This is a genomic window from Chitinophagales bacterium, from assembly GCA_019694975.1.
Taxonomy (GTDB): domain Bacteria; phylum Bacteroidota; class Bacteroidia; order Chitinophagales; family UBA10324; genus JACCZZ01.
In genome coordinates this window covers 72810-86301 of sequence record JAIBAY010000003.1, presented here as the reverse complement: position 1 = coordinate 86301, position 13492 = coordinate 72810, and the positions used below count along the sequence as shown (strand labels likewise).

General features: G+C 43.1%; 8 protein-coding genes. 6 read left to right on the top strand and 2 right to left on the bottom strand.

Annotated features, from left to right (window positions below):
• Position 1: 1 nt before the first annotated feature.
• Positions 2 to 1477: a proline--tRNA ligase gene (gene proS, locus K1X61_06820; GenBank protein ID MBX7108340.1), complete on the bottom strand. Its 1476-nt coding sequence runs from the start codon at positions 1475 to 1477 to the stop codon at positions 2 to 4.
• A gap of 120 nt (positions 1478 to 1597) precedes the next feature.
• Between proS and K1X61_06815 the strand changes: the two genes are divergently transcribed.
• The 6 genes from K1X61_06815 to K1X61_06790 all read left to right on the top strand — a co-directional run bounded on the left by K1X61_06815 (position 1598) and on the right by K1X61_06790 (position 11741).
• Positions 1598 to 3028, top strand: coding sequence for a hypothetical protein (locus K1X61_06815; GenBank protein ID MBX7108339.1), 1431 nt, complete (start codon positions 1598 to 1600; stop codon positions 3026 to 3028).
• A gap of 35 nt (positions 3029 to 3063) precedes the next feature.
• Complete coding sequence (locus K1X61_06810) at positions 3064 to 4566, top strand: outer membrane protein transport protein (protein MBX7108338.1); 1503 nt, start codon at positions 3064 to 3066, stop codon at positions 4564 to 4566.
• A gap of 499 nt (positions 4567 to 5065) precedes the next feature.
• Positions 5066 to 7009, top strand: a complete 1944-nt coding sequence (locus K1X61_06805; protein ID MBX7108337.1) for a menaquinone biosynthesis decarboxylase — start codon at positions 5066 to 5068, stop codon at positions 7007 to 7009.
• A gap of 121 nt (positions 7010 to 7130) precedes the next feature.
• Positions 7131 to 8381 carry a T9SS type A sorting domain-containing protein gene (locus K1X61_06800; protein ID MBX7108336.1) on the top strand — a complete coding sequence of 417 codons (1251 nt, stop codon included), beginning with the start codon at positions 7131 to 7133 and terminating at the stop codon, positions 8379 to 8381.
• Between the two features lie 57 nt (positions 8382 to 8438).
• Entirely contained in the window at positions 8439 to 10679 is a 2241-nt protein-coding gene (locus tag K1X61_06795) for a TonB-dependent receptor (protein ID MBX7108335.1), read from the top strand.
• 27 nt (positions 10680 to 10706) lie between these two features.
• The gene (locus tag K1X61_06790) at positions 10707 to 11741 is read left to right on the top strand and encodes an HmuY family protein (protein ID MBX7108334.1); all 1035 of its coding nucleotides are present in this window, start codon (positions 10707 to 10709) and stop codon (positions 11739 to 11741) included.
• Positions 11742 to 11845: 104 nt separating this feature from the next.
• On the opposite strand, the gene K1X61_06785 is transcribed toward K1X61_06790, so the two are convergent.
• On the bottom strand, positions 11846 to 13468 hold the full coding sequence (locus K1X61_06785) for an alkaline phosphatase family protein (protein ID MBX7108333.1): 1623 nt from the start codon (positions 13466 to 13468) through the stop codon (positions 11846 to 11848).
• Positions 13469 to 13492: the final 24 nt, after the last annotated feature.

Here is a 13492-nt window from a genome sequence, read left to right as displayed (position 1 = left end):
TTTAATAGGCACGGGCAAAGAGCACACGCTGTGCAGACGGCCTGCCGGAATAAATACAAGTACCCTGTTCAGCAGGATTGTTTAAAGGAATACACCGTATAGTTGCTTTTGTTTCTTCTTTGATCTTGATTTCCGTGGCGGATGTGCCATCCCAATGAGCAGAGATGAAACCACCTTTTCCATCAAGTACTGATTTAAATTCGTCAAAGGAATTTACGGCGGTGATCATTGATTCCCGATAGGCAAGCGCTTTATTGTAAATATTCTGCTGAATTGCCTGCAAAAGATTTGCAATGGTGTCATTTAGTCCAGCAATTGAGACGACTGATTTAGTCAGCGTGTCTCTCCTGGCCAGTTCAACTGTACCGTTTTCTAAATCGCGTGGTCCGATAGCGATACGGATGGGTATGCCTTTGAGTTCATACTCTGCAAACTTCCAGCCCGGCTTTTGCTTTTCATCGTTATCATATTTTACACTGATACCGCGGGCTTGCAGTGATTTCTGAATGATAGCCGCTTTTTCATTGATGAGCATCAGTTGATCTTCCGTTTTTACAATTGGAATAATGACGACCTGAACAGGCGCCATTTTCGGCGGTAAAATCAAACCCCGGTCATCCGAATGGGCCATAATCAATGTGCCGATGAGTCTTGTGGAAACACCCCATGAAGTAGCCCAGACAAATTCAGATACATTCTCCTTATTCGTAAATGTGACGTCAAACGCTTTTGCAAAATTCTGACCCAGAAAATGTGAGGTGCCTGCCTGAATTGCTTTACCATCCTGCACGAGGGCTTCTATACAGAATGTTTCTTCTGCACCGGCAAACCTTTCATTCACCGTTTTCAACCCTTTAATCACCGGCAGAGCCATCCAATCTTCGGCAAATGAAGCATAAACATCGAGCATGGTGCGGGCTTCAGCCAACGCTTCTTCGCGGGTAGCATGAGCTGTATGTCCTTCCTGCCACAGAAATTCGGTAGTACGGAGGAATAAACGGGTCCGCATTTCCCACCTGACCACATTGGCCCATTGGTTGATCAATAGTGGTAGGTCGCGATAAGATTTAATCCATCCTTTGTAGGCATTCCAGATAATGGTTTCAGAAGTGGGTCGCACAATTAATTCTTCTTCCAGCTTTGCATCAGGATCAACTATTACACCTGTTCCGTCAGGATCATTCTTTAACCGGTAATGTGTAACTACTGCGCATTCCTTTGCAAAACCTTCGATATGGGCCGCTTCTTTTGCAAGAAAACTCTTTGGGATAAACAGCGGAAAGTAGGCATTTTGATGTCCTGTATCTTTAAACATACAATCCAGAACAGATTGCATCATTTCCCATATAGCGAACCCATAAGGCTTTATTACCATGCAGCCGCGTACAGCAGAATAATCTGCTAATCCTCCCTTGATAACAAGGTCGTTGTACCATTGTGCATAGTCATCGTTCCTATTTGTAATTTCTTTACTCATGTCGTACTTTTGGCATACAAGTTGGATAATAGTCGGAAAAATAGTTCATTTTTTTAAAACTCATTTTTTGGTATTAAACTTAAAGGGCTAATTAAAGTCACATTTTTAAATCCCAGGATTATGAAAACGACACTTCTTCTAACTATACCAGCAGTGATTTTCTTCGCTTCCTGTTCCACAGGGAATAAGATGCAATCATCCGTAAACAGTGATGATTTATATACTGTAAAAACAGAGTCGTCGGCAGGTGCAACAGATGATTACTATTCAGATGCACCCGCATCCGCTTATGAGGATGGTCAGGTTAACCCGGATCCTGATTATACCACCACGGAAAAATACACGGATGAGAATGGAACAAGCTATATAACCAATAATTACTATGAAGGCCAGAACTACGACTTTTACGGAAGCGAAAGCAGTTATTCGGCAGACTTAAACCACTGGTATGGTCCGTCATTAGGATTTAGTTATTTCAGCCCATATTATTCCATGCCGGGATTTGGTGTTTCGTGGTCTATAGGTTTTGGTTGGGGAAGTTCGTGGTATAATCCATACTATAATCCATACTATTATCCCTATTATTCATGGTATTATCCTTATAGTTACTGTGGTTATCCTTATTACTATCCTTATTGGAATGGATACTATGGCGGGGGTTACTGTGGTGGCGGTTATTATGGTGGCTATGGTGATGGGTATTATTACGGAGGCAATACTTACTACGGACCACGTGGCTCATCGAGCAGTAACACTTCTTCAGACGGAGGCGGACGCAGTTACAGTTCTGCCGGGGAAGAAGGCGGGTTAAATGGTGATGGAGGCAGAATGGCAGGCAGTTCCGGTCTTAATGTTGCCGCTCCTGCTTCACAAAATACCGTTAATGCCAAAAGCGGGGTTGCAGCACCTGTAATTACAACAGGAAGTGGAGTAACGAAAGACATAAAGCGTAACCCTGTTATTGAAGACGGGAATCTTTCAGAAACTGGCAATGTAAAAGGTGTTACCGGTAAGAATCCTAATTTGAATGGCCAGTCAAATGATATCAAATCAGTGGTTCCGCCTGCCCATTCGGTTACTCCTGCCAATAATCCGGCACGTCAGAATACGCAGGACGGCCGTCCGCGCACGAGTTCCTCTGCAGAATTGTTGTTTCAGCAACAGCGCGCCAGCAATGCGGCAATCAATGCTTCTAACAACCATCAGCAGACAGGCAATACCGGCATTGCTGCAAGCCAGGGCATTCAAGACGTAACTAAAGGACCACAAAGTAGTAGTAGCGTCAAAGCCAACATTACAGGCAATGCACAATTTTCAAAAAGCCCGACGGTGCAAAAAATCAATGGGCTGGAAAATCAAAAAGGAAATGTAGTCGCATCAGGCAGAAGCAGCAAAAGCGGTCAGCAAATAAAAATGAATGCTAATTCCGAGCGGCATTCAATCAGCAACGGCAATAGTACCAGCCGCAGTTACAGTCAGCTGCATAGCAATTCAAATAATTTTTCATCCGGCAGCAGCAGGAATTCATCCGGCTCATTTCACAGAAAATAAGGTATTCCAATTTCCTGACAATTTAATTTCCAGTTATGAAAAATATACTGTTAGCCATAGGTCTGTTCCTGTGTTTTCAATCAGTGGTTTTCGCACAAACAGATGAAGACGCACTTCGTTTTTCCCAAAACAATGTTGGCGGATCAGCAAGGTTTCTCGGCGTTGCCGGTGCATTTGGCGCTTTGGGCGCGGATTTCGGTTCACTGAGTTTCAATCCGGCCGGCATCGGGCTTTACCGTAGTTCGGAAATGAGTTTTTCTCCATCCGTATCCTGGACAAATTCTACGACTAACTTTCAGAATATCCTGCATGATGCATCATCCTCCCAGTTCAATGTGAGCAATTTTGGCGTCGTATTTTCATCAGATCTCACCCGTAAGCAATCGGATAATAAATGGAAGCGGCTGAATTTCGGCTTCGGTGCCAACCGGATCAATGATTTCAATAAGTCTACCTACTATCGTGGTTTTAATGAAGATAATTCTTTAATTGACTCCTACCTTGAGGAGTTGAATGCCGGCGGCGGAATTCCCCCTTCACAGATAACTTCTACTTATCCGTTTTCATCGGCGATGGCATGGGAGTCATACCTGGTTAATCCTGATATTTCTGATTCCAATTTTTATACAAGCGTAATTCCTGATGGCCAGGTAGAACAGGACATGCTGATACAGGAAGATGGTTCGGCAACTGAATATGTGTTTACTCTTGGATCAAACTATGATGATCACCTTTTTATAGGCGCCACTTTCGGTATGCCATCACTTCACTATACTTTTTCATCTTCTTATGTGGAAACAGATGTAAATAATTCCATTTCCAATTTTTCCAATTTTCAGCTGTATGATAATCTGTCAACCTATGGAATTGGGTTTAATGGCAAATTCGGTATTGCTTACAGAGTGAATGACTGGATCAGGTTTGGCGGCGCTTTCCATTCACCCACTATTTATTACATGCATGATGACTACAATTCATACATTAATGCGAAACTGGACACAACACAGGGAGCTTCTTATTCCACCCCATATGGAGTTTATGATTATGCACTGGTAACACCCTGGAAGGTAATGGCAAGCATGGCATTGTTTTTCAAGCAATATGGATTTATTTCAGTTGATTATGAATACATGGATTACGGATCCATGCACTATAACTTTAACCACTATGCACCTGCTTCGGAACTTTCTGTAGAGGCTGCATTAAATCAGTCCATTAATCAGAAATATGGTTCCGTATCCAACATACGGGTTGGTGGTGAACTTGCCTATGACATTTTCCGTTTCCGGGCCGGATTCGGGTATTATATGTCACCTTTCAGGTCCGGGGTTGCAACCGGTGATTACGACTATAGCAAAACAAACATCAGTGGAGGTCTGGGTTTGAAGCTGGAAAAATTATCTGTTGACTTAGCTTATATTCATACTTCCTCCAGGCAATATTATCAGCCGTATTCCTTGAGCTCTGAAGCGGTGCCTGGCGTCGGAATTGACAATAATGGTGGTAATGTAGTGATGACTTTTGCCTATAAATTCTAATGCCAAGTAATCGTACCGGTTTTTGATGTAGGATTGTCAGCGGCAAATATATTTTAGCTGCATCTTTTGATACTGATAAAATCAAGTGAATTTCAGTGGAGCCTGAAACGCCTTGCGTAATATTTGGTTCCGGAGCATACCAACAAAGTTTCAGTATCCATTTATGATTTAAGAAGCGATGAGTTTGTCTCTCCTTGAAAAGTTCCATCTATATGGAAATCTCAAGCAGTTATTTCCGCATAATGCTTAACAATCAGCGCTGGTGAACTGATATAGCAGTTTATATTCTCAGCCGCTATACTATCAGCATTGCCGCAGGTCAGCCTATCCTGCTCGTTGTAAACAAAACGTATAAGTCTCCTGTTAACTTATACTGGCAACAGTTGCAGGATTTGACAGGTGTTGAACATACATTTAATGTGGATTTTACTTTAGACTTCTCCCGCCGGAATTGCGCAGTTTCTTTTCTCTAAATTTAACACCTGATAACAGGATTGACATGGCATACAGATCTTTAAAACATTTTGCAGATGAGCTGGAAAGAGCCGGCGAACTCGTTCGTGTTAAATCATTTGTTAACCCGCACCTGGAAATAACGGAAGTGATTGACCGGCTTTCTAAAAATAACGGACCGGCGGTTTTGTTTGAAAATAACGGGACTGAATTCCCTTTGCTAATCAATGCCTTTGGTTCACGCAAGCGTATTTGTATGGCGCTCGGTGTAAATGACCTTGATGATGTATCATCAGAAATTGAGCAGTTGTTCAAATCATTGATGAAGCCAAAGGACAGTATTCTTGAAAAACTGATGATGCTGCCCAAGCTTTCACAAATGGCTTCATGGATGCCGAAAGTGAGGCCAGGTAAAGGAGAATGCCAGGAAGTGGTGATGGCCACTCCCGACATCACAAGTCTCCCGGTAATGACCTGCTGGCCTGCTGATGGCGGACCGTTTCTCACGTTGCCTGTAATCAATACCAAAGATCCCAATACCGGCATCCGTAACGTGGGCATGTACCGTATGCAGGTTTTCGGACCAGTGCTCACAGGTATGCACTGGCATAAGCATAAGGTTTCGGCGAAGCATTTTAATGAATACAAAAAGCTGAAGAAACGTATGCCAGTGGCAGTGGCGCTTGGCGGTGATCCTGTATATACTTATGCAGCTACAGCACCATTGCCTGAAAACGTTGATGAATATATGCTCGCTGGTTTTTTGCGTAAAAAGCAAGTGGAACTTGTGAAGTGCCTGACGGTAGATATGGAAGTTCCGGCTGATGCTGATTTTATTATTGAAGGCTATGTTGATCCTGATGAAGCATATATTATGGAAGGACCTTTTGGAGACCACACCGGTTACTACTCACTGGCAGATTACTATCCTAAGTTTCACATCACATGTATCACCCATAAAAAGCAGGCGATTTATCCATCCACCATTGTCGGCATTCCTCCTCAGGAAGATGCCTGGCTCGGCAAGGCCACAGAGAGAATTTTTCTCGCTCCCATAAAGATGACACTGGTACCTGAAATTATTGATATGGAGCTGCCAATTGAAGGCGTATTTCATAACCTGACCATTGTAAAGATCAGGAAAGAATATCCGGGGCAGGCGCAAAAAGTTACCAATGCAATGTGGGGAGCCGGGCAAATGATGTTTAATAAAATGCTGGTGGTGGTAGATGAGGATATCAATATCAGTGATTATACTGCGGTTGCAAAGGCTGTGTCTGAAAATGTTGATCCGCAACAGGATATTTTCTTCTCACAGGGTCCAATGGATGTGCTCGATCATTCTTGTTCCCGAATGGCTTTTGGTGGTAAAATGTGCATAGATGCTACCCGTAAATTCCAGGAAGAATTGCGTATTACGCAAAGCAGTTTGATCAGCAACCTGCAGACCTCTTCTGTTACAGATGCCATATTGGATTGGTCAGATGCTTTTAAGAAGTCCATGCGCTTGGAGTACCCTGAAATAATTGATGTGAATACCGCGCTTATTGAAATTGGAATTTCTGTGGTTTTCATTGCCGTTAAAAAGAACCGGAAAAATCACCTGCGCGAACTCAATGATAAGTTATTTCGTGAGTCGCAGCTTAAAGCAGTGAAGTTTATCATTTATGTGGAAAGCAGCGTGGATGTGCAAGACCTTGCTTCAGTAATCTGGCGCTGGAGCAATAACGTTGATCCACGGCGTGACAGTTTTATGCTGCCGGCAGAGGATGATTTGAAGATCTCACACATTGGATTTGATGGAACACGTAAGACGAAGGAATATGATGGCTTTGATCGTGATTGGCCAAATATTATCTGCATGGATGAGCAAACCATACAATCCATTGATGACAAGTGGGACACGCTTTCCCTCGGTCCGAAACTTACTTCTCCATCAATAAAATACCGCGATCAGTTGTATAAGGAAGGTGCCGTAGCAATGGATTAGCAGCGAAGCACTGAACGTGATTTCAATGTCATGTTACTGTAAAATGAACATGCATTGATGTTTATAAAAGGTCGTGAGAAATTCGGTAATGTACCTTTGGCGCCGATAAAATAAATGCCAAATGAAAAATGTATTTCTACTTATAATTATATTGTTATTTGCCGGCAATGCTATTTCCCAGACAACGGCTTCCGCTGTTATGGGCCCCGGTTATGCAAATGAAGTTTTCTGGAAGTTACAGAGTGGAATTTCAGGACAGGCCTCAATCAACAGCTGGGAACTTGCGTTCAGGATGGGTTTACAGAATTCTTCCATATTCATTAATTCTGCCAATGGAGTTTCCTTATATCAAGTGCCCAATACTGATATTTCAGGTTGGGCTACCCTTGATACCGCTGGTCTGAACACCTGGCCTCAGCTTTTCAACAGTGATACATCATGGGAATTTGGTGCATTTGACCGGTCAACAACCGTATTTCCTGATTTCGGGTGGGGTGTTTATGACATGACTACGCATGTTGTAAATGGTGATTCTTTGTTTATCCTTAAACTGGGTACTTCCAACTATAAGAAACTCTGGATTGTAAAAAAGGATTTCGGTAACTGGACATTCCGGTATGCCAACCTTGACAACACCAATGATCAGACCGTGACACTTAATGCCACTGATTATCCGGATAAGAATTTTGCTTATTACTCCGTTACCAACAGCACACCGCTAAACCTGGAACCGGATAACAGTAATTGGGACCTCCTGTTTACACGATATGTTACCCTGTTGCCACCCGACAATATGCCTTACCTGGTAACAGGTGTTTTAAGTAATGCAGGTGTAGCAGTCGCAAGGGCTGCTAATGTAGACGTAAACACCGCAGAGGCTAACGATTACAGCAATGCCTATGTGAACAGCATCTCGGCAATTGGATACGACTGGAAGTATTTTGACATGAATAGCAGTCAATACGTTATCGTTGATTCATTATGCTATTTTGTAAAGCTTGCAGATGGCAGCATCTATAAACTGGTGTTTACCGATTTTGAAGGTTCTTCCACCGGCGTCATCTCCTGGAGCCAGACTGATTTGGTATCATCTGTTAGTAACCTGAATCTTGCACTGAGCGCGGCAGCGGTTTATCCCAATCCTGTTCATGACAGGTTACAACTTGTTTTTGATGCGAAAAGCTCATTGAATGAAGTTCGGCTCATATTAAATGATGTTAACGGGCGGGAAGTATTTAGCACTGATTTTCCGGCTGCTTCCGGTATAAATCAACGGTCGTTCCAGCTTCCTGAGCTTCCTGTTGGATTATATCTTCTTGCGCTGAAATCGGGAAATGATGAAGTGCATCTGAAAGTGATGATTGCTCAATAGTGGCAGAACGGATCTGTTTGAATTTGTTGAAAAAACGGGAAATTTATTTTTGAATTTGTGAATTACAGCAGTGGTAGTTGGTTAACGTGCATATTTGTTTTTTTTCTTAGTCCTGTTTTTGCGCAGAAGCCCGGTACGATTGCTGTAATGGACAATGATCTGAAGGAACCACTGGCAGAAGCAGTTATTATACTACAGCCATTAAATCCTGAATCAGGCGATAAGCAAATGATCCTTTTTACGGATCAACAAGGAGAGCTGAAAAATGTTTTTCCGGAGAAGGTTGCGATTTATATCCAAGCGGCTGGATTTAATACGATTCAGGATACCGTTTTGCCGGGAGCTTCTTATACATTTTTCCTCCACCGGTTAAGTGTGAACCTCAGTGAAGTGGTCGTTACCGGGCAATATGACATTAATACGACGGATAAATCAATCTATAACATCAAGGTGATTGACAGATCTGCCATTGAATCAATGGCGGCTAAGAATCTTTCAGATGTGTTGTCGAATCAGTTGAATTGCCGGTTGTCTGAGGATAATATTTTAGGCAGCAGTGTAAGCATGAATGGAATATCAGGCCAGCATGTCAAGATTCTTATTGACGGTGTCAATGTAATTGGGAGAGAAGGCGGTAATATTGATGTCAGCCAGATCAACATGAATAATGTGGATCGCATAGAGATAGTAGAAGGTCCCATGTCCGTGAGTTATGGCACCGATGCTATTGGCGGTTTGATCAACATTGTAACCAGGAAAACCAGCAGCTATCCGTTAGCGGCAGATCTGCATCTGTACTATGAAACGGTTGGAACCTACAACGGCGATGCTGCAGTGTTCTGGCGTAAGCGCAACAATGCCATATCACTTTCAGGTGGCCGCAATTTTTTTGACGGGTTTTCATCAACCGATACTTCAAGGTGGATGGAATGGAAGCCAAGGGAACAATATTTTACCACATTTAATTATGACTACCTGGGAAAGTCACTGAAAATCGGATTCAGGACAGATTACTTCCAGCAACAAATCCAAAACAAGGGAAATCCGGTTTTAACACCCTATCAGGCATACGCATTTGATGATTACTATTTCACCAGAAGGTGGAATAATGCGTTGACTGCTGAATACCGGTTCCCAAATAGTGCGAAGCTGCAATTCATCAATGCATACAGTTATTACCGTCATATCCGCAACATTTACAGAACTGACCTTGTATCTCTTGAACAGAGTTTGTTGACTGCGGAAGCGATTCAGGATACAAACGTTTTTGATTCGTGGTCATTCAGGGGTACTTATAACAACAGTTTGCCGCTTCGCAGGTCTAATTTTCAGGCCGGCTATGATATCAATCTGGAAACCGGCAAAGGTGATAAACTAATGTCGGGAGAGCAGCAAATAAATGATTATGCCCTATTTGGCAGTGTAGAGTACCGTGCCTTTAATAATTTTTTTATCCGTCCCGGCCTTCGTTTTTCATACAACACCCGATATGGCGCGCCGGCTACCCCTTCACTTAATATCAGGTATGGCTTTCTTTCAAAGTACACGGTGCGTGCTTCCTATGCTCATGGTTTCCGGGCGCCATCATTGAAAGAGCTCGATTTATATTTTGTTGATATAAACCATAACATTATTGGCAATAGTGAACTCCAGGCTGAGACATCCGATAACTTTGGCTTGTCTTTTACTGCAGTTAAAGAAGAAGAAAAATGGAATCTCAAAGCCGATGCCGCGCTATTTTATAACAGCATCCATAATATCATTACACTTGCATTGGTTGATCAGGCTGCCCAGCTTTATACGTACATCAATCTTGATGAATATAAAACAGCAGGGACAACTATATCTGCATCACTGAATTCAGCACATCTGTCATTGACCACGGGCTTTTCTTTAACCGGGCTTTTCAATGTATTGTCTGATTCGTTCGCGATTGACAAATTCTCACTTACGCCTGAGCTCCGGAACAACTTACTGCTGACCTTTCCAAAAGCCGGTTTTGAATGTGCCGTTTTTTTTAAGCATACGGGTGAAACGCCTTCATTCAATCTTGATGCAGAGGGCAAAGTGATCCAGGTTTTCACCGGTGCCTATACGATTCTTGACTTTTCGGCAACCAAATATGCACTGCAAAAGCGGATAGGGTTCTCCGCGGGTATTAAGAATATTTTCAATGTAGTGAATATTCAAAGCAATGCAAATGCCGGAGCTGTGCATACTTCCGGAGCCGAAACTATCCCTTATGCAACGGGAAGATTCGTGTTTGCATCGGTGCGGTTTAAATTTTACAGGGAATGATCCATGTCATACCATAACATAGGATGTATGAAAGTGTTTTGTGCGCTGGAGAAATCCGGCATTTTCAAAGTAGATCAGCTGCTCCGTCATTTGAACTCTATTGTATCTGTGATCGCAGTATGGTTGTTTATCACAGCTATGTCTTCCTGCTTTAAGGGAGATACGGCTATGGTACTTCCGCCGCCGGGCGATGCACACATCAGCCAGGTTGCTTTGACTGCGGATTATCACCGGCAGCAGTATTTTAATCTGAGTAACGGCGATACACTCGGCAGCAATTACGATTCCTGGGATTTATGTTTTGAAGCAGCAACATCAGGCTGGCACATCTGGATGAATGGAGGTAACCTTGCACTGATCGCACGGATGAATACAAAAAACTTCGACTCAGTCAGCAGCATTTCCGGAGTCACCTGGAAATGGGATGAATCGAGCTGGAACCCTGATTCAACAGCCATTGGTGAATGGCGCAATAGTCAGGAAGTGTACCTTTTGGATCTTGGCTATCTAAAACCCGCCGAAAAACGCTATAAAAAAATAATTTTTCAAAGTGTATCGGATGCGGCTTATGAAATGGAATATGCAAACCTGGACGGAAGCGACTGGCACAATGTGCAGATTCCCAAAAATGATCTTTACACCTTTAAGTATTTTTCTTTTGAAGAAAATGGTAACCTGCCGGATATTGAACCCAAACGGCAGGATTGGCATTTGCAGTTTACGCACTATCGCTACATCTTTTATGATCAGCATCCAGCTTTGCCTTACCTGGTTACAGGCGTGCTGATTAATCCCGGCATGGCAGTGGCAATAGATTCCACCATGACTTTCAGTAAAATTGGTTATCAGGAAGCAGTGGCTTTAAACTTTGCGGATAACCGTGACATCATCGGGTATGGCTGGAAGTATTATGACTTCGACAAAGCAGCTTATGTAGTCCATTCAAATATCAATTATATACTGCGCGACCTGAATGGTGTCTATTGGAAACTCCGTTTTATTGATTTTTACAATGAGCAAGGTGAGAAGGGATATCCTCAATTTGAATATCAGCGCCTGTAGCATTCGCGCAAAAGAAGCACCCATTTTCAAAGACTATTTGTATTAGCAACAGAGATCAAACTGTTGATTCTTCAGCAATCCGGTTTCAAAACACATGCTGAAAATCACTTCATAAGAATGCCTGTAATGGGCTTGCCTGTGCAGCCTGATGGAAAGGAGATATTCATCCAATTTGAAATAGTTGGTGCAATATCCGGAATGACTGTCGCATCGGCAGATGTTCCATGTGCTATTTTCCAGCCATACCAGATCAGCGGCACATGATTGTCATAAGCATAAACGGTACCGTGTGAAGTGCCGGTAGTAAGATGCCAGTCAACAGTTCCCGGTGAAAGCGAGTAAAGAATGTCACCACTCCTGGCAGGTTGAAAACCATTCATGATGGTGGTTTGTACATATGGTGAGCAGTCATTAATGTTATAATCTGGCGCGCACACACACAAAATGTCTGGCAGCAGAATAAGGTAATCGCGAATTTTGCCGGCTATAGCAGCTTCTGATATTTTGGCGGAAGCGATACGTTTTTTGTTAAGATAAATCTGCTGACTGCCGATACCGGCCACCAGGGAATCCTGTCCATATAAGGATGAGAGGTGCTTGTTAAGGTCAATCATCAATTTGTCGGCGTTAGTAAATCTTCCGTTTAACTGCTCATCATTGGCGAACTGTGGATTTAAGGCTGCACCATGATCGGCGGTGAGGAATATCAGCACATTGTCTTTGCCGACGTAATCATCAATAAATTTGATCAGCGCTTCAAGATCCCTGTCCAGCCTCGCATAACAATCTGCTGTTTCCAATGAATTCGGACCAAAGGAATGACCAATGATATCGGTGGAGGAGAAGCTGACACAAAGAAAATCAGTGGTTGTATGTTTACCCAATTGTTCTCCTTTTATCGCTTCAATGGCAACATCTTTTGTCATGGTATTTCCATAGGGTGATATTGGAATCAGTGCATAGTTGTTTTTTACCATCCTGTGAGGGAAGGCTGGAAGCATTTCGCCCGGTAAACTGCTTTCATAAGGAACCGTATCACCGGAGCACATAATGTAATCTTTTCGCGGTAGCAGCAAGCGCCAGTCATTCAAAAGATAAGCATCAGGTTTCCGGGATCTGTTGAATTGCTGCATCCATTCCGGCAGGGCTTTCATATACCAGGTGCTTGAGATCCAGTTACCTGTTTTGGAATCAAACCAGTAGGAGCCATCTGCCAGATGTCCGGCCGGCATAATCGCAGCACGGTCTTTCAGGGCAATGCCAATAACTTTTGAATATTTGCTTACCAGTTTCAACTCATCAGTAATCGTAGAGCTTTCCAGCCGGAAAGGCGAAGCTGAAACACCGGCGGTCTCATTGCCGACCGTATTTACAGAAGGATCTGTTACGCAATAAATTTCAGCTCCTGAAGCCCTGTCATACCAGCCATTATCGACAATTCCGTGAATAGCCGGAGTAGTGCCCGTATAGATGGAGGCATGCCCGGGCGCCGTTGTGGTCAGGAAATAGTTGTAGTGTGTGTTCCTGCAAAGGAATCCGTCATTGACCAGCTTTTTAAATCCGCCTTCTCCATAGAGATCCCAGAATCTCCAGATGTAATCATAACGCATCTGGTCAACCACGATGCCGACCACCAATTTAGGTTTAGCAGGTGCATTGCTTTGCTGAGCGGCACTTAGCTGCGCGAATGAAACAAATGACAGAGCAATAAAAAGAATTCTTTTCATGGGACCAGATTAAACATAAATGTA

What these genes read in the sequence shown, in the direction of transcription:
- proS (MBX7108340.1), bottom strand. Translation starts at nt 1,477, where the DNA reads ATGAGTAAAGAAATTACAAATAGGAACGATGACTATGCACAATGGTAC.
- K1X61_06815 (MBX7108339.1), top strand. Translation starts at nt 1,598, where the DNA reads ATGAAAACGACACTTCTTCTAACTATACCAGCAGTGATTTTCTTCGCT.
- K1X61_06810 (MBX7108338.1), top strand. Translation starts at nt 3,064, where the DNA reads ATGAAAAATATACTGTTAGCCATAGGTCTGTTCCTGTGTTTTCAATCA.
- K1X61_06805 (MBX7108337.1), top strand. Translation starts at nt 5,066, where the DNA reads ATGGCATACAGATCTTTAAAACATTTTGCAGATGAGCTGGAAAGAGCC.
- K1X61_06800 (MBX7108336.1), top strand. Translation starts at nt 7,131, where the DNA reads ATGAAAAATGTATTTCTACTTATAATTATATTGTTATTTGCCGGCAAT.
- K1X61_06790 (MBX7108334.1), top strand. Translation starts at nt 10,707, where the DNA reads ATGAAAGTGTTTTGTGCGCTGGAGAAATCCGGCATTTTCAAAGTAGAT.
- K1X61_06785 (MBX7108333.1), bottom strand. Translation starts at nt 13,468, where the DNA reads ATGAAAAGAATTCTTTTTATTGCTCTGTCATTTGTTTCATTCGCGCAG.